Annotated in this window: 24 protein-coding genes; 16 read left to right on the top strand and 8 right to left on the bottom strand. The window is 71.7% G+C overall.

Going from position 1 to position 23426, the window contains the following annotated elements; all coding sequences use genetic code 11:
• Positions 1 to 3: 3 nt before the first annotated feature.
• Positions 4 to 852, top strand: a complete 849-nt coding sequence (locus SL103_RS28500) for a thioesterase family protein (protein WP_069571810.1) — start codon at positions 4 to 6, stop codon at positions 850 to 852.
• A gap of 51 nt (positions 853 to 903) precedes the next feature.
• Here the strand turns inward: SL103_RS28500 and SL103_RS28495 are convergent, their stop codons facing one another.
• Entirely contained in the window at positions 904 to 1755 is an 852-nt protein-coding gene (locus tag SL103_RS28495; RefSeq protein ID WP_069571808.1) for an alpha/beta fold hydrolase, read from the bottom strand.
• 121 nt (positions 1756 to 1876) lie between these two features.
• Here SL103_RS28495 and SL103_RS28490 point away from each other — a divergent pair, with 121 nt between their 5' ends.
• Positions 1877 to 3046 carry a cysteine desulfurase family protein gene (locus SL103_RS28490; protein WP_069571807.1) on the top strand — a complete coding sequence of 390 codons (1170 nt, stop codon included), beginning with the start codon at positions 1877 to 1879 and terminating at the stop codon, positions 3044 to 3046.
• Positions 3047 to 3105: 59 nt separating this feature from the next.
• Here SL103_RS28490 and SL103_RS28485 read toward each other — a convergent pair whose 3' ends face one another.
• Complete coding sequence (locus SL103_RS28485) at positions 3106 to 3834, bottom strand: N-acetylmuramoyl-L-alanine amidase (RefSeq protein WP_099055467.1); 729 nt, start codon at positions 3832 to 3834, stop codon at positions 3106 to 3108.
• Between the two features lie 45 nt (positions 3835 to 3879).
• Here SL103_RS28485 and mnmA point away from each other — a divergent pair, with 45 nt between their 5' ends.
• Entirely contained in the window at positions 3880 to 5010 is a 1131-nt protein-coding gene (gene mnmA / locus SL103_RS28480) for a tRNA 2-thiouridine(34) synthase MnmA (protein WP_069571803.1), read from the top strand.
• A gap of 8 nt (positions 5011 to 5018) precedes the next feature.
• Here mnmA and SL103_RS28475 read toward each other — a convergent pair whose 3' ends face one another.
• From SL103_RS28475 to SL103_RS28450, 6 genes are all read right to left on the bottom strand, one after another.
• Positions 5019 to 5579: a Uma2 family endonuclease gene (locus SL103_RS28475; protein ID WP_079146029.1), complete on the bottom strand. Its 561-nt coding sequence runs from the start codon at positions 5577 to 5579 to the stop codon at positions 5019 to 5021.
• Positions 5580 to 5606: 27 nt separating this feature from the next.
• Positions 5607 to 5870, bottom strand: a complete 264-nt coding sequence (locus SL103_RS28470) for a hypothetical protein (protein ID WP_069571799.1) — start codon at positions 5868 to 5870, stop codon at positions 5607 to 5609.
• The gene (locus SL103_RS28465; RefSeq protein ID WP_069571797.1) at positions 5867 to 6232 is read right to left on the bottom strand and encodes a hypothetical protein; all 366 of its coding nucleotides are present in this window, start codon (positions 6230 to 6232) and stop codon (positions 5867 to 5869) included. The genes SL103_RS28470 and SL103_RS28465 overlap by 4 nt, the downstream gene beginning before the upstream one ends.
• Positions 6233 to 6329: 97 nt before the next feature.
• Positions 6330 to 7133 carry a hypothetical protein gene (locus tag SL103_RS28460; protein WP_069571796.1) on the bottom strand — a complete coding sequence of 268 codons (804 nt, stop codon included), beginning with the start codon at positions 7131 to 7133 and terminating at the stop codon, positions 6330 to 6332.
• Positions 7134 to 7390: 257 nt separating this feature from the next.
• Positions 7391 to 7645: a DUF397 domain-containing protein gene (locus SL103_RS28455; protein ID WP_069571794.1), complete on the bottom strand. Its 255-nt coding sequence runs from the start codon at positions 7643 to 7645 to the stop codon at positions 7391 to 7393.
• The gene (locus tag SL103_RS28450; protein WP_069571792.1) at positions 7642 to 8463 is read right to left on the bottom strand and encodes a helix-turn-helix domain-containing protein; all 822 of its coding nucleotides are present in this window, start codon (positions 8461 to 8463) and stop codon (positions 7642 to 7644) included. Before SL103_RS28450 ends, SL103_RS28455 begins: the two co-directional genes overlap by 4 nt.
• An 87-nt stretch (positions 8464 to 8550) precedes the next feature.
• On the opposite strand from SL103_RS28450, the gene SL103_RS28445 reads away from it, so the two are divergent.
• From SL103_RS28445 to SL103_RS28385, 13 genes are all read left to right on the top strand, one after another.
• Positions 8551 to 8922, top strand: a complete 372-nt coding sequence (locus SL103_RS28445; protein ID WP_069571790.1) for a hypothetical protein — start codon at positions 8551 to 8553, stop codon at positions 8920 to 8922.
• A 123-nt stretch (positions 8923 to 9045) separates the two neighbouring features.
• Positions 9046 to 9801, top strand: a complete 756-nt coding sequence (locus SL103_RS28440; RefSeq protein ID WP_244304068.1) for a VC0807 family protein — start codon at positions 9046 to 9048, stop codon at positions 9799 to 9801.
• 338 nt (positions 9802 to 10139) lie between these two features.
• Positions 10140 to 11516 carry an NADP-specific glutamate dehydrogenase gene (gene gdhA / locus SL103_RS28435; protein ID WP_208869973.1) on the top strand — a complete coding sequence of 459 codons (1377 nt, stop codon included), beginning with the start codon at positions 10140 to 10142 and terminating at the stop codon, positions 11514 to 11516.
• A 147-nt stretch (positions 11517 to 11663) separates the two neighbouring features.
• On the top strand, positions 11664 to 12206 hold the full coding sequence (locus SL103_RS28430; protein ID WP_069571788.1) for a TIGR00730 family Rossman fold protein: 543 nt from the start codon (positions 11664 to 11666) through the stop codon (positions 12204 to 12206).
• Between the two features lie 76 nt (positions 12207 to 12282).
• Positions 12283 to 12972, top strand: a complete 690-nt coding sequence (locus tag SL103_RS28425) for an SDR family oxidoreductase (RefSeq protein WP_069571786.1) — start codon at positions 12283 to 12285, stop codon at positions 12970 to 12972.
• Between the two features lie 189 nt (positions 12973 to 13161).
• Entirely contained in the window at positions 13162 to 13539 is a 378-nt protein-coding gene (locus SL103_RS28420) for a MarR family winged helix-turn-helix transcriptional regulator (RefSeq protein ID WP_069574195.1), read from the top strand.
• Positions 13540 to 13740: 201 nt separating this feature from the next.
• Positions 13741 to 15153 carry an MFS transporter gene (locus tag SL103_RS28415; protein WP_079146027.1) on the top strand — a complete coding sequence of 471 codons (1413 nt, stop codon included), beginning with the start codon at positions 13741 to 13743 and terminating at the stop codon, positions 15151 to 15153.
• Between the two features lie 121 nt (positions 15154 to 15274).
• Entirely contained in the window at positions 15275 to 16288 is a 1014-nt protein-coding gene (locus tag SL103_RS28410) for a methionine synthase (RefSeq protein ID WP_079146026.1), read from the top strand.
• Between the two features lie 30 nt (positions 16289 to 16318).
• Positions 16319 to 18535, top strand: a complete 2217-nt coding sequence (gene ligA, locus SL103_RS28405) for an NAD-dependent DNA ligase LigA (RefSeq protein ID WP_069574192.1) — start codon at positions 16319 to 16321, stop codon at positions 18533 to 18535.
• Positions 18536 to 18691: 156 nt separating this feature from the next.
• Positions 18692 to 20800: a putative bifunctional diguanylate cyclase/phosphodiesterase gene (locus SL103_RS28400; RefSeq protein ID WP_069571783.1), complete on the top strand. Its 2109-nt coding sequence runs from the start codon at positions 18692 to 18694 to the stop codon at positions 20798 to 20800.
• A 582-nt stretch (positions 20801 to 21382) separates the two neighbouring features.
• Entirely contained in the window at positions 21383 to 21679 is a 297-nt protein-coding gene (gene gatC / locus SL103_RS28395; RefSeq protein ID WP_033266824.1) for an Asp-tRNA(Asn)/Glu-tRNA(Gln) amidotransferase subunit GatC, read from the top strand.
• Positions 21680 to 21684: 5 nt separating this feature from the next.
• Positions 21685 to 23178, top strand: coding sequence for an Asp-tRNA(Asn)/Glu-tRNA(Gln) amidotransferase subunit GatA (gene gatA, locus SL103_RS28390; protein WP_069571781.1), 1494 nt, complete (start codon positions 21685 to 21687; stop codon positions 23176 to 23178).
• A 5-nt stretch (positions 23179 to 23183) separates the two neighbouring features.
• Positions 23184 to 23417, top strand: a complete 234-nt coding sequence (locus tag SL103_RS28385) for a hypothetical protein (protein WP_069574191.1) — start codon at positions 23184 to 23186, stop codon at positions 23415 to 23417.
• Positions 23418 to 23426 lie beyond the last annotated feature (9 nt).

Raw genomic sequence — 23426 nt, 5'->3', positions numbered from 1 at the left:
CCCATGGCTCTGGCGACCCTTGGCAACAGTGAGTTCGACCGCGACACGGCGGTCACCCGCAGCGCCCCCGGCGTCTACGACACCCACCTGTCCGCGGGCTGGACGATCATCCAGGCGGTCAACGGCGGCTACCTCCTCGCGGTGATGGGCCGCGCCCTGGCCGACGCCCTCCCGCACCCCGACCCGCTCTCGGTGAGCGCGCACTACCTCACCGCCTCCGTACCGGGTCCCGCGGTCGTCCGCACCGAAGTGGTCCGCAGCGGCCGCACGATGTCCACCGGCACCGCCCGCCTCATCCAGTTCGCCGAGGACGGCACGGAGGTCGAACGGCTCCGGGTGCTCGCCACCTACGGTGACCTCGACGCGCTGCCCGACGACGTCCGCACCACCGCCAAGCCGCCCGCCATCCCCCCGTACGAGCACTGCCTGGGCGCCGACTCCGCCCCCGGCGGGCGCCCCGCCATCCCCGGCAGCACCGCCATCGCCGACCGGCTCGCGCTCCGCCTGGACCCGGCGACCGCCGGCTGGGCCGTCGGCGCCCCGTCCGGCAAGGGCGAGATGCGCGCGTGGTTCGGCCTCGCCGACGGCCGCGACCCCGACCCGCTCTCGCTGCTGCTGACCGTCGACGCGCTGCCGCCCACCGCCTTCGACATCGGCCTGTCCGGCTGGGTCCCCACCGTCGAACTGACCGTCCACGTCCGCCACCGCCCGGCACCCGGACCGCTGCGCGTCGCCATCACCACCCGCAACCTGGCGGGCGGTTTCCTGGAGGAGGACGCGGAGGTCTGGGACAGCCAGGACCGACTCGTCGCCCAGTCGCGCCAGTTGGCCCGGGCACTGCTGGAAGGGTGACGCGACGGGCGGACCCGCCCGGGCCCGCGGGGGCGTCGCGCGTGCCGTCCCCTAACCGTCCGCCCGCAGGAACTCCGCCAGCGCCGCGGTGAGTTCCGCGGGCGCGTCCTCCTGCACGAGATGCCCGGCGCCCTCGATCAGCCGCAGCTGTGCGCCGGGAATCCGGGCGGCCAGCTCGTGTCCCTTCGCCACCGGGATCCAGCTGTCCTGTGCGCCCCAGCAGATCAGCGTCGGCAGTCCGAGCTCGCCGTAGCGCCCCTCGATCTCGTCCGTGAACCGCTGGTCGTTCTGCTGGATCTGCCGGTAGAACGCCGGCTGCCCCGCCTCGGTGCACCAGGGCTCGGCCAGCCGGTCGAGCACCTCCGGACGCAGCCCAGGCCGGCTCGCGGAGGAGAGGTACTCGCGCACCAGCGCCCGGTGGAGCGCGGACGGCAGCTGTCCGAAGACGTCGGGGTGCGCGCCCAGCAGCCGGTACGTGGGCGAGCCCCAGGGCGCCAGCGCCACCGGGTCGACCAGCGCCAGGCGCGCGTAGCGCGCGCCGTGCAGCAGATGGGCGCGCAGCGCCACGCAGCCGCCGAAGTCGTGCGCCACGACGGCCGGAGCCGCCTCGCCGGTCAGTTCCCAGTGCCCGAGCAGCTCCCGGAACACCCGGGCCTGCGCGCCGAGTGAGACGTCCTGTCCGTCCCGCTGCTCCGAGGCGCCGTAGCCCGGCATGTCCCAGACGAACACCCGGTGCCGCGCGGCCAGGGCGCGGGCGACGCCCCGCCACACGTACGAGGAGAACGGCGTCCCGTGCAGCAGCACCACGGCCGGCGCCCCGGCGCGCTCCTCCCCGAGGGCGGCCCATCGCACCTCGTCGCCCGAGGTGGTGCGGAACGTGCGCGCCAGCTGCCATGAGGTCATGACCGTAAGGCTAGTGACTCCTTACAGCGGGTGTCGAGAGGTGCGATGCGTCCCGGTGCTCCCGCGCGCCCAGGACGCGCCCCGGGCCTCCGTCGGGGCAGCTCGTAGAATCGTGCGCACCATGGTTTACCTCGACCACGCCGCCACCACCCCGATGCTCCCGGAGGCGGTGCAGGCGATGACCGCCCAGCTGACCGTCACCGGCAATGCGTCCTCCCTGCACGCCGACGGCCGGCGGGCCCGGCGCACCGTCGAGGAGGCACGCGAGTCCCTCGCCGCCTCGCTCGGCGCGCGCCCGAGCGAGATCGTCTTCACGGCGGGCGGCACCGAGGCGGACAACCTCGCGGTCAAGGGCCTGTACTGGGCGCGCCGGGCGGCCGACCCGGCCCGGACCCGCGTGCTGGCCAGCCCCGTCGAGCACCACGCCGTCCTCGACGCCGTGGAGTGGCTCGCCGAGCAGGAGGGCGCCCGCGTCGACTGGCTGCCCGTCGACACATACGGCCGGGTGCACGCCGACGCGCTGCGCGAGGCCATCGCCCGCAACCCCGCCGATGTCGCGCTGGCCACCGTCATGTGGGCCAACAACGAGATCGGCACCGTCCAGCCGGTCCGTGAACTCGCCGACGTGGCCGCGGAGTTCGAGATCCCGCTGCACGCCGACGCGGTGCAGGCGGTCGGCCAACTGGAGGTCGACTTCGCCGCCTCCGGGCTCGCCGCGATGACCGTCTCCGGCCACAAGATCGGCGGTCCCTACGGCATCGGCGCGCTGCTGCTCGGCCGCGAGTACGCCCCGGTGCCGGTGCTGCACGGCGGCGGCCAGGAGCGGCACGTGCGCTCCGGCACCCTCGACACCCCCGCCATCGCCGCCTTCGCCGCCGCCGGCCGGTACGCCGTCGCCCACCGCGCGGACTTCGCCCGCGACATCGGGGCACTGCGCGACGACCTGATCAAGGCGGTGCGCGCCGCCGCCCCGGACGCCGTCCTCGGCGGCGACCCGGACCCCGCCGGCCGCCTCCCCGCCAACGCGCACTTCTCCTTCCCCGGATGCGAGGGCGACTCCCTGCTGCTCCTCCTGGACGCCCAGGGCATCGCCTGCTCCACGGGCTCCGCCTGCACCGCCGGCGTGGCCCAGCCCAGCCACGTCCTGCTCGCGACCGGCATGACACCGGAGCTGGCCCGCGGCACCCTGCGGTTCTCCCTGGGCCACACCTCCACCGCGGAGGACGTCGCCGCGCTGGCGCAGGCCATCGGCCCCGTGGTGGAACGGGCACGCAGCGCCGGCCTGAGCTAGGGGGTGCCGTTTGGATCATGGCTGATCCAGACGAAAGGCCCGGCGGCCGGGGGCGCCCCTCAGGTCTTCGCGGGCCGCGGTCCGGGCCCGCGCAGCTCCGCCCGCACGAGCCGCAGATAGCGGTCCCAGTCCCAGTGCGGCCCCGGATCGGTGTGATCCGTCCCGGGGACCTCCACATGCCCCACGACGTGTTCCCGGTCGGCCGGGAAGCCGTACCGCCGGCAGATGTCCGCGGTCAGCGCCGCGGACGACGCGTACATGGCATCCGTGAAGGACTCCGGCCGGTCCACGAACCCCTCGTGCTCGATCCCCACGCTCCGCTCGTTGAACGCCCGGTTGCCCGCGTGGAAGGCCACGTCCAGCTCCCGCACGGCCTGGGCGATCCGCCCGTCCGCGCGCACGACGTAGTGGGCGGCGGCCTCGTGGGCCGGGTCCCTGAACACCCGCAGCGCGCTCGCGTAGCTGCCCTGGACGACATGGACGACCACCCGGTCCACGTCGTAGTCCGCGGGCCGGTCCGCCCGCCGGTAGTTCTCCGGGGACGCCGCCACCCACCGCGCGCCCCGGTGGTCGACCTCGCCCGGCTTGCGCGGCTTGTCGTTCCCCGGCAGCTGCCACCACCAGTGCCGCAGCTCGTCCCGGGCCGCCAGCCCCACCGCCCCGGCGGCCAGCAGCCCGCCGCCGACCCACAGCGCCCGCCGCCGGGTGGGCGTCGCCGCGCCCTCCGGCTCGCCGCTGCCGCCGTCCCCGCCGGCCGTTTCCCCAGCCCTCTTCCCCATGCGCTGCATAACGCTTTCCGACCTGTCGGCGGTTCCGTCTACTCTGGACGGGCTATGACTGATGACGCCCCCCGCCGCCTCCGCGTACTCGCCGCCATGTCCGGCGGCGTCGACTCCGCCGTCGCCGCCGCCCGCGCCGCCGAGGCCGGCCACGACGTGACCGGTGTGCATCTCGCGCTCTCCGAGAACCCGAAGTCGTTCCGCACCGGCGCCCGCGGGTGCTGCACCATCGAGGACTCGCACGACGCCCGGCGCGCCGCCGACGTCATCGGCATCCCGTTCTACGTCTGGGACCTCGCCGAGCGCTTCCGCGAGGACGTCGTCGACGACTTCATCGCCGAGTACGAGGCCGGGCGCACCCCGAACCCCTGCCTGCGCTGCAACGAGAAGATCAAGTTCGCCGCCCTCCTGGACAAGGCCCTGGCCCTGGGCTTCGACGCGGTGTGCACCGGCCACTACGCCACCGTCGTCGTCACCGAGGACGGCACCCGCGAGCTGCACCGCGCCACCGACATGGCCAAGGACCAGTCCTACGTCCTCGGCGTCCTCGACGACCGCCAGCTGGCGCACGCCATGTTCCCGCTCGGCGACACCCGCACCACCAAGGCCGAGATCCGCGAAGAGGCGGCCCGCCGTGGCCTGTTCGTCGCCAAGAAGCCGGACAGCCACGACATCTGCTTCATCGCCGACGGCGACACCCAGGGCTTCCTCGCCAAGCGGCTCGGCACCGCCCAGGGCGACATCGTCGACGAGGCCGGCAACCACCTCGGCACGCACGAGGGCGCGTACGGCTACACCATCGGCCAGCGCAAGGGCCTGCGCATCGGCCACCCGGCCCCCGACGGCAAGCCGCGCTACGTCCTCGACATCTCCCCGGTGGACAACACCGTCACCGTCGGCCCCGTCGAGTCCCTCGACGTCACGGCCCTGACCGCCATCCGCCCCCGCTGGTGCGGCCGCCCCCCGACGGCCGGCCCCGCCGACTACACCGCCCAGCTCCGCGCCCACGGCGGCGAGACCGAGGTCACCGCGGAGCTGACCGACGACGGCGAACTCCTGGTGACCTTCACCGAGCCCGTCCGCGGCGTGGCACCCGGCCAGGCGATCGTCCTCTACGACGGCACCCGGGTGGTCGGCTCGGCGACGATCGCCACCACGCAGCGACGGGTGGCGGCGGGGGCGTAGGCCGCCGCTCAGTAGGTGTAGAGCGCCGAGGTGTCGAGGGCGAGGTCGAACGGTTCGCCGAGCGGCACCGGCTTGCCGAAGTCGGTCTCCAGCGACGCGCGGTAGTGCTCCCCTTCAGGCAGCGAGTAGAGCAGGCACTTGCCCTCTATGGGGTTCACGATGAGGTAGTACGGAATTCCCGCCTGGGCGTACTTCTTCACCTTCTTGTCGGTGTCGTTCTCGGGGTTGGATTCCGAGACGACCTCGCTGACGAGAATGACCTCGTCGGCGGGGAACTGCTTGAGCCGTGTGCCGCGGTAGGAAGGGCCGGCCACGGAGAAATCCGGCCGGAGGAGCGTCTTGCCGTGCCACCCTTCGTGGACTGTGTCCACGCGGGTCATGACGGACCACTCGCCTATGAGCTGCGACGCGACGGCGGGAATCACGTTCCCGTGCGGACTGGTGACCACGGTGCTGAGGTAGACGCCTCCGTCGATCATTTCCGCGTGGTAATCCGGAAACGCCGCGTCGATTTCCTCGAATCGCCGCATCTCTTCGGTCTGCACCGGGCTCTCCCTCTGCACTGTCATGGGTGTGCTTTCCCCAGCCCACGTGGTTCACAGGCAGGAGACGCTGACCACCACGATGCGTTCCCCACGCACGTCCGTGAGATAGCTCAGCATGAGATATCGCCCCCCGGGCGTCTTTCCGTGCTCGACCCGAAGCCCCGGCGACGGCCCTTGGTAGGCGGCGCCTTCCAAATAGACCATCGAGTTGACGACGGCGAGCTCGGCGCAGATCCGTTCGGTTTCTGCTCTGACCGCTGGCGGCAGGCTGTCACCGTAGTCGTCGGGCTCGTACTCCCACGTCCACGTGCTCACCCGGCCTCCAGCGCCTCGACCTCACACTGCGCGGTGCGCACGATGCTCCCGATCAGTCGAACGGCGGCCTGTCTTTCGGTTCCGGCCTCGCTGGACTCCAGCACTTGCTCCGCCGCGTGGAATCGGGCTGCTCTGGCCGGATCACGCTCGATGGCGACGAAGATGGCCCAGCGCCGGTAGAACATGCGGATCGGCGCCGTGCTGCCGTCCTGGCCCGCTCTGTCGAACGCCTGCTGCATCTCCTCGACCAGCTCCGGCAGCTTGCCGGGGGACAGGGCGGCGACTGCCGAGCGAAGGGCGGGGAGGGTCAGGTCAGGCATCGGCATGAGGGGCCCGTCACTGTGCACTGGTTGGCTGCTCATGCGGAACTCGTCTCCTCGCTCTGCCGGGCGTCCCAGCCTACTCGCGCGCCTTCCGCAGCTGCCGGGAATCCTGACGGCACCCGTGGCGCGGTTCGTGTCATGCGGCACACCGCACCTCCGGCGAGGCAGAGCGGCAGCCCCGGCAGTGCCCGGGGCGGTCGGCGCGGAAGGCGCGGTCGCAGCCGTCGCAGTTCTGGAGAGGGATGAGCGGTGACCGGTCGGGCTGTGGGAGCGGGCCCGTACGGGCCGGTGGCCGCAGGACGGCGAGCCGGTGGGCGAGGAGGCGGGCCGGGCGGCGGGTGAACCGGGCCGGGAGGCCGTCGGTCAGGGCGGCGGTGATCTCCTGCGGAGGCGCGCCACGGTCGAGCCACGCCGTGACGGCCGGGGCGAGCGCGGTGATCTCCCGCTCTGAGAGGAGCAGCCGGCGGTCGCGGTGGGGGAGGCGGGTGAGGAGGCCGACGGCTTCGGGGGCGGGTTCCGGCGCCGGGGCCGGTACGGGTTCCGGCTCGGGGTCCGGTTCGGCCGCCTGGGCGCTGGTGATCTCCTCCGGTTCCGCTCCCGGCAGGTCGTACGCGAAGGTCCGGGTGATGATCCGGCCGCCCGGTCCGCGCTCGATACGGCGCTCCAGCCAGCCCTCGTCCTCCAGCTCGCGTAACGCCTCGGCGATCACTTTCTTGCCCTCGGCGAAGTGCGTGCACAGGGCGGCGATGGTGACGGGCGCGCCATCGGGGAGCGACAGGATGTACGCGGCGACACCGACCGTGACCGCGCTACCGGCCCGCTGCGCAAGGCGGTTGGCGAGGACGGTGAAGCGGGAGGTCTGGCGGGTACGGATGTGAATGACGCCGCTGGAAGGGCATGAGGGCGCGGCCGAGGGCGCGTTAGACTGCGCTGAAGTCATCGGGAAGGCCTTTTCTTCCTTGTGATCAGGCCCTCGGGTTGGGATTGCCGTCCCGCCGAGGGCCGTTCCATGTGCAGTTGTGGTCGAGCTGCCGCGAGCGTAACCGCATTCCGGACGCCCTCGCGCCCAAGTCACCCAATGGGGTGAGGAGTTGGGCGGCGGTAGGTGGGTGGGTTCTCTCCCCGGGTTCTTGGGTAGTCGGCCGGGTCACCGGCGGGCGGTGGGACGGCACCTGGTGCCGCCCCACCGGTGTCCGCTCAGACGGCTTCCGGTGCGACCTGCGCGTACGCGAGGAAGGACGCCCAGGAGGCGGGGCTCACCGCTATGGACGGGCGCGAGGTGTCCTTGGAGTCGCGGATGTGGACGGTGTCGGGGCAGGCAGCGACCTCGATGCAGGCTTCGCCCTCACTGCCGCTGTAGCTGGACTTGCGCCAGGCAACGGCGACTTCGATGCAGGCTTCGCCCTGTCCGCCGCTGTAACTGCTCTTGAACCACGCCAGTTCGGTGTTCATGCTGATGCTTCTCCTGTCAGCAGACGCTGAATGAAGGCTCGGGACGCTTCGGCGTCATGGGCCTGCGATCGGATTGTTCCGTACCGGTGGCTCAGCACGCTGACGTCGTCCGGATCTGTCAGGAAGTAGCTCCCCCGTTGACCTTCGACGTAGCCGATGGTGTGGTGAGCCGGAGTCTCCAGCAACGTGAGCGGACCATCCAGTCCGGCATGGGTCTCCCTGCTTACCGGCATGATCTGTAGCTGGACGTTGTGCAGCTGGGAGATCTTGAGAAGCTTCCGCAACTCCTCTTCCCAGATCGCCTGTCCACCGATCTTTCGTAGAAGCGTGAGCTCCTCCAGGACGAAGGTCATCCGGCAAGAAGGCTTACGGAGGAGGAGGTTCTGTGTGGTCAGCCTGGCCTGAACGGAATTCTCGATCTCCTCGTCCTCCAGGCTGGGTCGCAGGGAGCGGAAGACCGCGCGGGCGTATGACTCGGTCTGTAACAGGCCATGCAGCAGGTGCGTGGAGTAGCTGTGCAGCGCCAACGCCTGGGCTTGGAGGTTGACGTACTCCTCCGCCCACGCCGGATGGTGCTTCTCCGCGACATCGGGGATCAGTACGCGCAGCACGCCGCCCGCGTCGAGGGCGGCGTCCACCGCGTCGACGTAACCCGGCTTCGGTGGCCGCTCGCCGCGTTCGACCATCGCGATCAGGGACTCGGAGTACGGGACGAGCGCGGCCAGTTCGCGGCGCGTCATTCCTCGTTGCTCGCGCAGGAACCGGGACTGCTTCCCGAAGATCCTCAGGCTGACGGGGGGTTCGTCGTTGTGGGGCATCGCACACCTCGCACAGTTGCCGTGCGGTGACGCACGGTTGCGTCGTTTCCGTGGCCAGGCTAGACGCGGGCGGAGACGCTTGTCCGCATGATGAACGAACCACCAGGATCCGAACTTTCCGCACCTTCCGAACAACACGAACGCCCCGAAGACCCCGCACCGCAGATGCGGCTGCTGCCCTGGAGTACCCCGGACGACCGGCCCTGCTTCCTCATCACGGACGGTGCGGGCGGCCCGGTGTCCGATCTCGCCGACGGCATCGAGGAGATGCAGCTGGACATCGGCGAGGAACTGCTGCGCCACGCCCGCGCGATGCACGCCGACCGCAAGGTGCCGGACCGCGAGTTCCGCTATCTCTCGCGGCGGCTCGCCGAGGCGCTGGGCGACGCACTGCGCGTCGCCCGCAACCGGCCTCGGCAGCACGGAACCGCTCGCGGCGCCGCGGCACCTCGGCACTGACAAATGTCATGGCGAAGGCGGGACAGTCGGAACTGCCCACGCGCCGGGCGGTGAGCGAAGCTCAAGGGGTCGAAAGTCCCGACACCGCGCAGCAGTTCACCGTCCGACATGGGGGAGTACGCCGTGAGCCAGCACCAGACCGCCGCCGAGGGCACACCGGGCAACCCGCTCGTGCAGAGCCTCGTGCCGCTGATCGTGGACGCGGGGGTCCCGATCGCCTCGTACTACGTCCTCAGTGACGGCTTCGGCCTCGGCACGGTCGCCGCGCTCGGCTGGAGCAGCGTGGTACCGGCGCTGCGCACGGTGTGGGGCCTGGTGCGCAGCCGCGCCGTCAACGGCCTGGCGCTGCTGATGCTGGTCGTGAACGTCGTCGGCCTGGCGACGAGCGTGGTGGCCGGCGACGCCCGGCTGATGATGGCCAAGGACAGCGCCGTGAGCAGCACCATCGGGATCGCGATCCTGCTGTCGCTGCGGACCCGCCGGCCGCTGATGACCGCCGGGCTCAAGCCGTGGGTGGCCAAGGGCGGCCCGGCCGGGAACGCGGCCTGGGACCGGCTGCTGACGAGCTCCGAGCGGTTCCGTCGGGCCGAACGCCGCTTCTCGGCGATCTGGGGCGGCACGCTGCTGACCGAGTGCGTGCTCAAGGTCATCGGCGCCTACACGCTGCCGGTGCACACCATGGTCTGGCTGGGCACGGTGCTGAGCGTGGTGGCCATCCTGGTGGCGATGATCGTCGCCGGGGGCAGCTGCGCCGAGCCGATGGAGAAGATGGTCAAGGCCGAGATCGAGCGCGCGGCCGACGCCGCGTCCGAGGCGGGGGAAACCGCCCACCCGGTGCCGGCCGCCGGGGCCGGTGCGGCGGTGGGTTCGGCCGGATGAGTGACGGCGACCGGGCCGTCGCGCTGTGAGCTGCCGCACAGGGCACACCTCGGAAGGGTGCCGTGCGGCCGCCCGCATATCGCCGCTGACCTGCGGCAATGTGAAGGGGAAGCGGTCGGTCCGACGAATCGGCGGGAGTGCGCAGAAGAGCGGGGTGTCGCTCATCTAACAGCCAACGGGGGTGGGTCGCCGCATAGGGTCTGCCGCGAACGGACGTCGAAGGCGCTTGCGTGAGGACCGGTGACGCCCAGGGCCCGAGTGCTGTTCAAGGACGTATGAGGAGACGTCGCGGTCCGGACCGAGGGCGGCCTTTCCTCGGCGACGAAGGGAAGAAGTCAATGTCGACTGTGCAATCTGGGGTCAATCCGGGCGTTCATACCGCCGGGCCGGCATCCCTGTACGCGGAGCTGGTCCGGCGGAATCCCGGGGAGCCGGAGTTCCACCAGGCGGCCCTGGAGGTGCTGGAAACGCTGGCCCCCGTGCTGGCCGCCCGCCCGGAGTTCGCCGAGGCGAAGATCCTGGAGCGGATCTGTGAGCCGGAGCGGCAGATCATGTTCCGGGTGCCCTGGCAGGACGACTCCGGGGCGGTCCACGTCAACCGCGGCTTCCGGGTGGAGTTCAACAGCGCGCTCGGCCCCTACAAGGGCGGGCTGCGCTTCCACGCCTCGGTGAACCTCGGCATCGTGAAGTTCCTCGGCTTCGAGCAGATCTTCAAGAACGCCCTGACCGGGCTGAACATCGGCGGCGGCAAGGGCGGCAGCGACTTCGACCCGCACGGCAGGTCGGACGCCGAGGTGATGCGCTTCTGCCAGTCGTTCATGACCGAGCTGCACCGCCACCTCGGCGAGCACACCGACGTGCCGGCGGGGGACATCGGCGTCGGCGGCCGCGAGATCGGCTACCTCTTCGGCCAGTACCGGCGGATCACCAACCGCTGGGAGGCCGGTGTGCTCACCGGCAAGGGCCTGTCCTGGGGCGGCTCCAAGGCCCGTACGGAGGCCACCGGTTACGGCAATGTGCTGTTCACGGAGGAGATGCTCAAGCAGCGCGGTGAGGAGCTCGACGGCCAGCAGGTCGTGGTCTCCGGTTCCGGCAACGTCGCGATCTACACCATCGAGAAGGCGCAGGCACTCGGTGCGAACGTGCTGACCTGCTCGGACTCCGGCGGCTACGTCGTCGACGAGAAGGGCATCGACCTGGCGCTGCTGCGGCAGATCAAGGAGGTCGAGCGCGGCCGGATCAGCGAGTACGCCCAGCGGCGCGGGGTGTCGGCCACGTACGTGCCCGGTGGGCGGGTGTGGGACGTGCCGTGCGAGGTGGCGCTCCCGTCGGCGACCCAGAACGAGCTGGACGCGGACGCCGCCCGGATCCTGATCCGCAACGGCGTCAAGGCGGTCTCCGAGGGCGCCAACATGCCGACCACGCCGGACGCGGTGGCGCTCTTGAAGGAGGCCGGCGTGGCCTTCGGCCCGGGCAAGGCGGCCAACGCCGGCGGGGTGGCGACCAGCGCGCTGGAGATGCGGCAGAACTCCGCGCGCGAGAGCTGGTCCTTCGAGCGCACGGAGGGCGAACTCGCGGCGATCATGCGCGACATCCACCGCACCTGCTACGAAACCGCCGAACGCTTCGGCCTCCCCGGCGACTACGTCGCGGGCGCCAACATCGCCGGCTTCGAACGGGTCGCGGACGCGATGCTGAACCAGGGACTGATCTGAACCAGGGACGGATCCGGACCAGGGGCTGGTCCGAGGCGGGGAAGCGTTGAGCGGCCGGGCCCCGGGGGCGACCCCCGGGGCCCGGCTGTCCGGTCCGGCAGACGTGCGGTCGTCCTCCGCGCCGGCCCGGCTCGTAAGGTGAGTCGCATGAATATCTGCGTGTTCTGTTCCGCCGCCGACCTTGATGACCGTTATGTCGCTGCCGCCCGCGAGTTCGCCGAGCTGATCGGCAAGGGCGGGCACGCGCTGGTCTGGGGCGGCTCGGACACCGGGCTGATGAAGGTCATGGCCGACGGCGTGCAAGAGGCCGGCGGCAAGCTGATCGGTGTCTCCGTGGAGTTCCTGGCGCACAAGGCGCGCGCGGGCGCCGACGAGATGGTCGTCACCAAGGACCTCGCCGAGCGGAAGGCGCAGATGCTGGCGCGCGCCGACGCCATCGTGATCATGGTGGGCGGTACCGGCACGCTGGACGAGGCCACCGAGATGCTGGAGCTGCGCAAGCACGGGCTGCACACCAAGCCGGTGGTGCTGCTGAACACCGCCGGTTTCTACGACGGTCTGCGGCAGCAGTTCCAGCGGATGGAGGCGGAGGGCTTCCTGCCGCTGCCGCTGAGCGACCTGGTGTTCTTCGCGGCGGACGGCATCAGCGCGCTGGCCCACCTGGAGCAGAAGGCGGGCGTGCAGGGCTGAGCCGCCCGGCCCGCCCCGCCCCGCCCGTTGCCCCGGCCTCGTCCGCCTCCCCTCCGTGCTCGTTAGGATCGGCCCCATGGGTACGCACTTGATCACCGGGGCAGGTTCGGGCATCGGAGCGGCGGTCGCGCGGCGGCTCGCGGAGCGCGGGGAGGACCTGTGGCTGCTGGCGCGCAACGCGGTCCGGGCCAAGGCGCTCGCCGAGCAGTTCCCCGGCGCCCGCACGCTCGTCGGTGACCTCGGCACCCCGGAGAAGCTGTCCTGGGCGCTCGGCCACCAGCCGCTCCCGGACCGTATCGACACCCTGCACCATATCGCCGGCGTCATCGAGCTGGGCGCGGTCGGCGACCTGCCGGCCAAGGCGTGGCAGCGGCAGCTCGCCGCCAACCTCGTCGCGCCCGCCGAACTCACCCGGCTGCTGCTCCCGCTGGTGCGGGCCGCCAAGGGGCACGTCGTGTTCGTCAACTCGGGCGCGGGGCTGCACGCACACGCCAACTGGGGCGCGTACGCCGCGAGCAAGCACGGCCTGAAGGCGCTGGCGGACTCGCTGCGGGCGGAGGAGCACGGCAACGGCGTCCGGGTGACGTCGGTCTACCCGGGGCGCACCGCCACGCCGATGCAGGAGAGCACCCACCAGCAGGAGGGCAAGGACTACGACGCGTCCCGCTGGATCGACCCCGAGTCGGTCGCGACGGCCATCATCACCGCCATCGACCTGCCGCGGGACGCGGAGATCAACGATGTGTCGGTGCGGCCGGGACGCTGAGCCGCCGCGTGACGCGGCCCTCGGGAATGCCGCCGTCGCGCCGTTGTCCACAGGCCCGGTGGGCGCCGGGGCGCCGTTGTCCACAGCCGTCCGCTGCTTCCCGCCGCGGCGACGTACGCTGCATGAGTGACCACTGAAGCGAAGTCGACCGCGGCGGCCGGATGCGGGTTCCGGGAGATCCGGGGGCTGGTGACGGAACTGAGCCGCCGGCTGGACGCCCATCAGCGCAGCCGGATCGCCGAGCTGGATCTGACGCCGACGCAGGCCAAGGCGCTGGAGGAGCTCGGCGAGCCGAAGACCGCGCGGGAGCTGGCCGCGGTGCTGTGCTGCGAGCCGCCGAACGTCACCTATGTCATCTCCAAGCTGGAGAAGCAGGGCATGGTCATACGCCAGCCGCATCCGCTGGACCGGCGCGCCAAGCAGCTCGTACTGACCGAGGCGGGGCGGGAGTTGCGACTCGACCTGCTGCGCCGGATGGGTACCGCGTCACCGCTGGACCATCTCTCGCACGAGGAGCGCGCCGCGCTGCGCGACGACTTGCTGAAGGCGCTGGGCCGGGCCGACTGAGCCTGGCCCGCGCGGTTCCCCGGCCGAGCCCGGCCCGCGCGTCCCCCGACCGAGTCCTGTGAGTCCAGCCGGTGCCTCCCGGTCCCTTCCCGGAATTCGCGTCCCCTCCGTCACCTCACCTCTCCGGGGTTTCGTATGCATTCAGTAAAGTTATAGCTGTAACCATCATCCGTCGTGATGGATACAGCTATAACTAAATTCATGATCACTCAGAAGGCCGCGCCGCGCACCGCGGCAAGCGTGGCGCCGACCCCGGCGGACCGGCACAAGCAGCCCCGGGGCGGGCTCCAACTCCTCGTCCTGGCGCTCGGATTCGTGATGGCGAGCCTGGACACCGGCATCATGAACGTCGCCGCGAACGCCCTGCGGGACCGGCTCGGGCTGAGCATGTCCGGCCTCACCTGGGTCGTCGACGGCTATGTCCTCGCCTTCGCCGCACTGCTGCTGCTCGCCGGCTCACTGGCCAAGCGGTTCGGAGCGCGCCGGATCTACCTCGTCGGGCTCGCCGCCTTCACCGCGGCCTCCCTGCTGGGTGCCGCCGCGCCGAACGGTGACGTCCTGGTGGCGGCCCGCTTCGCGCAGGGCGTGGGCGCGGCGCTGTTCATGCCCAGCTCGCTGTCGCTGCTGATGAACGCGTTCCCGGAGCCGGCCCGCCGGGCGAAGATCCTCGGCATCTGGTCGGCGATCGTCTCCACGTCCGTCGGGCTCGCGCCGACCCTCGGCGGCCTCCTGGTGGGCACCCTCGGCTGGCGCTCCATCTTCCTGGTCAACCTCCCCATCGGCATCGTGGGGCTGCTGCTCACCCGGCGGGTCGTCGCGGCCGTCCCCGGCCGGGGCTCGGCGCTCGGCGGCAGCGGTCACGTCCTGGGCCTGCTCGCCCTCGGGGCGCTGAGCTACGCCCTCATCGAGGGGCCGGACAAGGGGTGGTCCGCGCCGTTCGTCCTGGGCGCGTTCGCGGTCACGGTGGTCGCGGCGGCCGGGTTCCTGCTCCGCGAACGGGCCTCCCGTACGCCGATCCTGCCGGTCGCGCTCTTCTCGGACGGCAGCTTCTCCGCGGCCAACGTGGTCGGCTTCCTCTTCAACTTCGCCTTCTACGGGGCCCTGTTCGTCCTCGGCCTGTTCCTCCAGACCGCGCGCGGCGCGAGCCCGGTGACGGCCGGACTGCAGATGCTGCCGGCCGTCCTGGTCATCCCGGTCGGCAACATGCTCTACGCCCGGATCGGGCTGCGCATCGGCAACCGGGTCGCGCTGGCGGGATCGCTGGCGGTCTCCGCCGCCGGGTACGTCCTGCTGTTCCTGATCCTCGCGCCCGGCCTGCCGTACTGGACGATCGCGGCGCTCCTCGCCGTCACCAACGTCGGCAGCGGGGTCAGCTCCCCGGCGCTGACCGGTGTCCTGATGGAGGCCGCGGGACGCGAGCACGCCGACATCGGCAGCGCGACCCTCAACGCCAACCGCCAGATCGGCTCCCTGGTCGGCATCGCCGGGATGGGCGCGGTACTGACCGCGGCGGGCGGCGGCTACCGGGGCGCGGGGTACGCCTTCGCGCTGACGGCGCTCGCGCTGGCGGCCGCGGCCCTGACGGGGTGGCTGGGCGTACGCGGCCGCCGGTGACCGGCGCCGGCCGGGGGAGGGGGAAGGCCGCTGGCCCGACGGGGAGACCGGCGGTCGGGCGTGGAGGCCGGTGGTTGGACGGGGTGGGCCTCCCCGCCCCGCCGCCGCATACCCTTTCCGGGTGAGCGAGAACAGTACGCAGAAGTGGCCCGCGGGCGCCGCGACCGGCATCGGGTCGATGCCGGGCGGGGACGCGCGCGAGGCGGCGAAGACCGTCACCGGATCGCTGGAGACCTTCCCGTACCTGCCGGAGCTCCCGGCCCGCGGGCCCGGCGCCGACATGATCGGACGCACCCTCGGGATGCTCGTCGAGGTCTACGGCCATGTGGAGCCCAGCGGCTGGCGGATCAGCGACCGGCCCGGCCGCGACACCCGGCGCGCCCACTCCTGGCTCGGCGAGGACCTCGACGCCCTGGAGGAGTTCACCCAGGGGTACGAGGGACCGCTGAAGGTCTCCGCCGTCGGCCCGTGGACCCTCGCCACCGCCCTGGAGCTGCGCAACGGCGAGGCCGCCCTCAGCGACCCCGGGGCCTGCCGGGACCTCGCGGGATCCCTGGCGGAGGGACTGCGCGGCCATCTCGCCGACGTACGGCGGCGGGTGCCGGGCGCCCGGGTCGTGCTGCAGCTCGACGAGCCGTCGCTGACCGCGGTGCTGCAGGGGCGGGTGAAGAGCGCGAGCGGCTACCGCACCCACCGGGCCGTGGACCGCGCGGTCGTCGAGGGCGCGCTGCGCGATCTCGTCGCGGTCGCGGACGGCGGGCCCGTGGTCGTCCACTCCTGCGCGCCCGAGGTGCCGTTCGCGCTGCTGCGGCGAGCCGGCGTCACGGGCATCTCGTTCGATTTCGCACTGCTCACCGAGCGTGAGGAGGAGGCGATCGGCGAGGCGGTCGAAGGCGGTACGGCGCTGTTCGCGGGCGTGGTGCCGGGCGTGGACGGCCGATTGTCAGACCCTGCCGGTAGCGTCATGGGTGTCAGGACGCTGTGGCGCAGGCTGGGGCTGACGCCGGGGACTCTCAGCGAGTCCGTGGTCATCACCCCGTCGTGCGGGCTGGCGGGCGCTTCGCCCGGCTATGCCCGTTCGGTCCTCGCGCACTGCGTCCGGGCGGCGAGATCACTCGCAGACAACCCTGAGTGACCGCACTCGAGGACAACGGGAGGAATGACGGTGGCTGGCGAACAGCACGCAGCGGAGTCCGAGGTGCCCGCGGCGGCGCGGGAGGAGCACGCGCAGCTCGCTGAGCAGATCGAGGAGCACCGCTTCCGCTATTACGTGAAGGACGCCCCGGTTGTCAGCGATGCGGAGTTCGACAAGCTGCTGCGGTCGCTGGAAGCCCTGGAGGACCGGTACGCCGAGCTGCGCACCCCGGACTCGCCGACCCAGAAGGTCGCCGGCGCCTACGCCACGGACTTCACCGAGGTCGAGCACCGCGAGCGGATGCTCTCGCTCGACAACGCCTTCGACGACGAGGAGCTGGCGGCCTGGGCCGAGCGCCTCGCGGGTGAGCTGGGCGGCGACCCCAGGAGCGCCGCGTACCACTTCCTGTGCGAACTGAAGGTCGACGGCCTCGCCGTCAACCTCACCTACGAGAAGGGCCGGCTGACCCGCGCCGCCACCCGGGGCGACGGGCGTACGGGCGAGGACATCACGCCCAACGTGCGCACCATCACCGAGATCCCGCAGCGCCTCAAGGGCGACCGGGTCCCGGACCTGGTCGAGGTGCGCGGGGAGGTCTACTTCCCGATGGAGAAGTTCCTCGAACTCAACGAGCGGCTCGTCGCCGACGGGAAGCCGCCGTTCGCCAACCCCCGTAACGCCGCCGCCGGTTCGCTGCGCCAGAAGGACCCCAAGGTCACCGCCGGCCGCCCGCTGCACATGGTCGTGCACGGCCTCGGCGCCCGCGACGGCCTGGAGATCGACCGCCTCTCGGAGGCGTACGACCTGCTCAAGGAGTGGGGCCTGCCGACGGCCACGCACAACCGGGTCGTCGACTCGCTGGCGGAGGTCCGGGAGTTCATCGCGCACTACGGCGACGCCGAGACCCGCCGCACGGCCGTGGAGCACGAGATCGACGGGGTCGTCGTCAAGCTGGACGAGATCCGGCTCCAGGGGCGGCTGGGCTCCACCTCCCGGGCGCCGCGCTGGGCGATCGCCTGGAAGTACCCGCCGGAGGAGGTCAACACCAAGCTGGTCGACATCCGCGTCGGCGTCGGGCGCACGGGCCGGGTCACGCCGTACGCCGTGGTCCAGCCGGTGACGGTGGCGGGGTCCGAGGTGGAGTTCGCGACCCTGCACAACCAGGACGTGGTCAAGGCCAAGGGGGTGTTCATCGGGGACACCGTGGTGATCCGCAAGGCCGGTGACGTCATTCCCGAGATCCTGGGGCCGGTCGTCGAGCTGCGGGACGGCAGCGAGCGGGAGTTCGTGATGCCGGCCGAGTGCCCCGAGTGCGGGACGGCGCTGCAGCCCGCCAAGGAGGGCGACATCGACCTGCGGTGCCCCAACGCCCGTTCCTGCCCCGCCCAGATCCGTGAGCGGCTGTTCTATCTGGCCGGGCGCAAATGCCTGGACATCGAGAACTTCGGCTATGTCGCGGCCACGGCCATGAGCCAGCCGCTGGAGCCGTCCGAGCCGCCGCTGAAGGACGAAGGGGATCTTTTCGGCCTCTCCATCGAGCAGCTGCTCCCCATCAAGTCCTATGTGCTCGACCCCGACTCCGGTCTGCCCAAGCGCGACCCCAAGACCGGTGCGGAGAAAATCGTCACCTTCTTCGCCAATCAGAAGGGCGAGCCGAAGAAGAACGCCCTGGCGATGCTGGAGAACATCCAGGCGGCCAAGGAGCGCCCGCTCGCCCGGATCCTGACGGGTCTGTCGATCCGGCACGTGGGCCCGGTGGCGGCCGAGGCGCTGGCGCGGGAGTTCCGCTCCATCGACCGCATCCGGGACGCGGACGAGGCCGAGCTGGCCGCCGTGGACGGTGTCGGCCCCACCATCGCCGCCTCGTTGAAGCAGTGGTTCGCCGTCGACTGGCACCAGCAGATCATCGAGAAGTGGCGGGCCGCCGGTGTCCGGATGGAAGAGGAGCAAACGGGCGAAGAGGGGCCGCGCACGCTGGAAGGCGTCACCGTCGTCGTAACGGGCACACTTCAGTCACACACCAGAGATGGCGCGAAAGAGGCCCTCCAGAAGCTCGGAGCGAAGGTGACCGGTTCCGTTTCGAAGAAGACCGGTTTCGTAGTGGTGGGCGACAACCCCGGCTCGAAGTACGACAAGGCCATGCAGTTGAAGGTCCCCGTCCTGGACGATGACGGCTTTGCAGTGCTGCTGGAACAGGGTCCCGAGGCGGCACGAGCGGTAGCTGTCACTCCGCCTGAGGAGGAGTGAGGTGTCACCCCATCGGCGCATACCAGATTGATCCCGGACGCCGGGTCGCATTCGGGCAACCGTCGCCGATCGCTGCCCGTGGCGGCCTTCCGCGGCCTAACCTTGAGGGGTGCGCCTGCCGTGGCGCGGGCTCAGCCGGCTGTGAGAGGGATCGGAATGAAACCGACCGACAGCGCCGCTCCGGCGTCGCGGCTCCGGCGGCTCGTCGTGCCCGCGCTGCCCGCGACCATCGTCACCGTGGCGGGCCTCGCGCTCGCCGTGGGCGTCATACGGACCCTCGGCGAAGGTGACGCGCTGTTCCCCGGAGGCTCCGTGGGATGGTCGCTGGCGATCCTCACCGGCGTCATCGTCGGCCACCTGGTCGCGTTGGGCCGCGACCGCTGGTGGGGCGGCACGGGCTCCGGGGCCGCGCTCGCCCTCGCCGTCCTGCTGCTGTACGGCTGGGTGCCGGCCACCCTCGTCAGCCTCTCCGTCGTCGTGCTCGTCGGGGCCGCCCGCCGGCACCGCTGGCGGCAGGCCCTGGTGCACGGCGCGGTGGACGTCCTCGGCATCGGTGCCGCGGCGCTGGGGCTCGCCGCGTTCGGCGTGGTCTCCAGCGTCCGCCACCCCTGGACGCCCAAGGCGTGGGACCTGACCGTCCTGCCCGAGGTCCTGGTCACCGCCGCCGGCTATCTCGTCGTCAGCCGCGGCCTGCTGTGGATCAGCCTCACCCCGCGCAGCGGCACGCTGCCCGCCATCCCCCGAACGGCCGTCGTCCGCCAGGCACTCGTCGGCATCGCACTGCTCGGCATCTCCCCGCTGATCGCCGTCTGCGCGGTCGCCGCCCCCCTGCTGCTGCCGCTGTTCGCGGTCCCGCTGATCGCACTGGACTCCACCCTGTGGATAGCCCGGGCCCGCGCGGAGGAGCAGCTGCGCGATCCGCTCACCGGGCTGCCCAACCGCCAGCGGCTGCTGGAGCGCACCTGGACCGCGCTGGACGAGGCCGAACGCGTCGGCGTCCGCTCCGCGCTGGTCCTCATCGACCTGGACCGCTTCCGCTCCGTCAACGACACCCTCGGCCACCTCGCCGGCGACCGGCTGCTGCTGCAGATCGCCGACCGCCTGCGGCACGCCCTGCCGCGCGGCGCCGAGGCGGCCCGGCTCGGCGGCGACGAGTTCGCCGTCCTGCTGCCCACCGCCGACTCCCTCACCAGTGCCCAGCGGGTGGCCCGCAACCTCGTCGCCGCCCTCGGCTCCCCCCTGGACCTCGACGGACTGACCCTCGTGCTCGAAGCCAGCGCGGGGGTCGCCGTCTTCCCCGACCACGCCCTGGACGCCGAAGGGCTGCTGCGCCGCGCCGATGTGGCGATGTACCAGGCCAAGCGGGACCGCAGCGGCGTCGAGCTCTACGAGGCCAAGCGGGACGGCAACACCCCCGACCGGCTCGGCCTGTTGGGTGATCTGCGGCGCGCTCTGGACGCCGGTGACGTCGAGCTGCACTACCAGCCCAAAGTGGGCTTCGACGGACATGTCGCCGGCCTGGAGGCGCTGGTCCGCTGGGTGCACCCGGACCGCGGCCGGGTGCCACCGGACGAGTTCATCGCCATCGCCGAGTCCTCCGGCCTGATGCCCCGGCTCACCGAGTACGTCCTGGAGACCGCGCTCGCCCAGGTGGCGCGCTGGCGGGGGATGGGCCTGGAGGTGCCGGTCGCGGTCAACGTCTCCCCGCGCGATGTGCACTCCCCGGGCTTCGCCGGCGCCGTCGCCGCCCGGCTCGCCCGACATCGCGTCCCACCGGGCGCGCTACAACTGGAGATAACCGAGCACGTCCTCCTGGAGGACCCGCAGCGGGCCGCCGACACCCTCGCCGCGCTCACCGCCCACGGCGTGAAGATGTCGCTCGACGACTTCGGTACCGGCTACTCCTCCCTGGTCCATCTGCGGCGCCTCCCGGTCAGCGAGCTGAAGATCGACCGTTCCTTCGTGGCCCGGCTCGCCGTCGACACGGAGGACGCCGAGATCGTCCGCTGCACCCTGGACCTCGCCCACTCCCTCGGCCTCCTGGTCGTCGCCGAAGGCGTCGAGGACGACGAGACCTGGGAGCGGCTGCGCGACCTCGGCTGTGACGCCGTACAGGGCTGGCTGGTGGCGGCCGCGATGCCACCGGACGAGACCACGGCCTGGCTGAGGGCCCGCGGCGAGCGCGGGTGGCACCGCGAGTCGGAGACGGCCGCCCTGGCGGCGGAGAAGGCAGCTGAGCGCCCTTCGGGACAGGTCCTGAACTGACCCGGCCACCGGCCGTCCCTTGTCCCCGCTCCGAACGCGACGAAAACGCCCCCGGCGACGACAACGACCCCAACGGCGAGAACGACCCCGACGGCGCGATCGACCCCGACGACGACCACGACCCCGACGGCGACAACGACTCCCACGGCGACCACGACCCCGGCGACGGGCCCGACGCGAACCGGTCCGACGCGGACCGGCCCGACGCGAACCGGTCCGACGCGAACCCGAACGTCGGGAGCGACCGGGAAGACCGGCCGCCCCGGCCGCCCCGGCCTGTCCGGCCGGACCGGGAAGGCCAGGGCGAGCCGAGCGGCCCTCATGATCATCGCGAGCCGGAGAGGACCGGCGATCCGGAAGGGGCCGACGGTCGGGAAGGGGCGTACGAGGCCGACGTGAGCGACGACGCCCCCGACACCCACGAGACCCGCGACGGTCCCGCGCCGCCCCGCCGGTGATCTTCCTGCCGCCCACCCCGGCGCCCCCGGCGGAAAGGGCTGCGCGATCCTCATGGCGTTGGCAATAGGATTGGGCCCGAATACCAGCAAGAACACTCCACCAAGAAGACCAGAGGATCGCTGCATGCCTGGCATCACGCGCGAGGAGGTCGCTCACCTCGCCCGGCTGGCACGTCTGGAGCTGAAGGCCGAAGAGCTCGATCACTTCGCCACGCAGCTCGACGACATCATCGGCGCGGTCGCCCGCGTCTCCGAGGTCGCCGACCAAGACGTACCGCCGACCTCCCACCCGCTGCCCCTGACCAACGTCATGCGGCCGGACGAGGTCCGTCCGTCGCTGACCCCCGAGCAGGCGCTGTCCGGCGCCCCGGCCCAGGAGCAGCAGCGTTTCAAGGTGCCGCAGATCCTGGGGGAGGAGTGACCGACATGGCAGACCTGATCAAGCTCACCGCCGCCGAGATCGCGTCGAAGATCGCCTCCGGCGAACTCACCGCCGTCGAGGTGACCGAGGCCCACCTGGCCCGCATCGAGGCCGTCGACGAGAAGGTGAACGCCTTCCTGCACGTCGACCGCGAGGGCGCGCTCGCCCAGGCCCGTGCCGTGGACGAGAAGCGGGCCCGCGGCGAGAAGCTCGGCCCGCTGGCCGGCGTCCCGCTCGCGCTCAAGGACATCTTCACGACGGAGGGGATTCCCACCACCGTCGGCTCCAAGATCCTTGAGGGCTGGCTCCCGCCGTACGACGCCACGCTCACCAAGAAGCTCAAGGCCGCCGACGTCGTGATCCTCGGCAAGACCAACATGGACGAGTTCGCCATGGGGTCCTCGACGGAGAACAGCGCCTACGGCCCGACCGGCAACCCCTGGGACCTGACCAAGATCCCCGGCGGCTCCGGCGGCGGCTCCTCCGCCGCGCTCGCCTCCTTCCAGGCCCCGCTCGCCATCGGCACGGACACCGGCGGCTCCATCCGCCAGCCCGCCGCCGTCACCGGCACCGTCGGCGTCAAGCCCACCTACGGCGGCGTCTCCCGCTACGGCATGGTCGCCTTCTCGTCCTCCCTGGACCAGGGCGGCCCCTGCGCCCGTACGGTCCTGGACGCGGCACTGCTGCACGAGGTGATCGCCGGCCACGACCCGCTGGACTCCACCTCCATCGACGCGCCCGTCCCGGCGGTCGTCGAGGCGGCCCGCAACGGCAGCGTCGAGGGCATGCGGGTCGGTGTCGTCAAGCAGTTCCGCGGCGAGGGCTACCAGGCCGGTGTCCTCCAGCGCTTCGACGAGTCGGTCGAGCTGCTCAAGGAGCTGGGCGCCGAGATCGTCGAGCTGGACTGCCCGTCCTTCGACCTGGCGCTGGCGGCGTACTACCTGATCGCGCCGTCCGAGTGCTCCTCCAACCTGGCCCGCTTCGACGCCATGCGCTACGGCCTGCGGGTCGGCGACGACGGGACGAAGTCCGCCGAGGACGTCACCGCCCTGACCCGCGAGGCCGGCTTCGGCCCCGAGGTCAAGCGCCGCATCATGCTCGGCACGTACGCGCTGTCGTCCGGCTACTACGACGCGTACTACGGCTCCGCCCAGAAGGTGCGGACGCTGATCACCCGCGACTTCGAGAAGGCGTTCGAGCAGGTCGACGTGATCGTTTCGCCGACCACGCCGACCACCGCCTTCCCGATCGGTGAGCGGGCCGACGACCCGATGGCGATGTACCTCGCCGACCTGTGCACGATCCCCACCAACCTGGCAGGCAACGCGGCCATGTCGCTGCCCTGCGGCCTGGCCCCTGAGGACGGGCTGCCGGTGGGTCTGCAGATCATCGCTCCTGCCATGGCCGACGACCGGCTCTACAAGGTCGGTGCCGCGGTCGAGGCCGCGTTCACCGGCAAGTGGGGCCACCCGCTGCTCGAGGAGGCACCTGCACTGTGACCGCCATGACCAAGAAGGCCAAGAACTTCAAGAAGTCCAAGTCCGGCCTGTACCTGTCGATGGGCAGCACCGCGTTCGGCGCCATCAGCGTCGCCAAGCAGGCCAAGCTGGCCCGCAAGGAGAACGACACGCTCCGCCTGATCGACGCCGCCGTTTCGGCCGCGGCGATCGTCACCGGCCTGGCGATCCTCTACCGCGAACTGAAGCGCCTGGGCGACGACGACGTCCTGCTGGGCTGAGAGGGATTG

The sequence above is a fragment of the Streptomyces lydicus genome, from assembly GCF_001729485.1.
Classification (GTDB): domain Bacteria; phylum Actinomycetota; class Actinomycetes; order Streptomycetales; family Streptomycetaceae; genus Streptomyces; species Streptomyces lydicus_D.
Note: the sequence above shows the minus strand (reverse complement) of the source record. Positions and strands in the feature narration are given on the sequence as shown.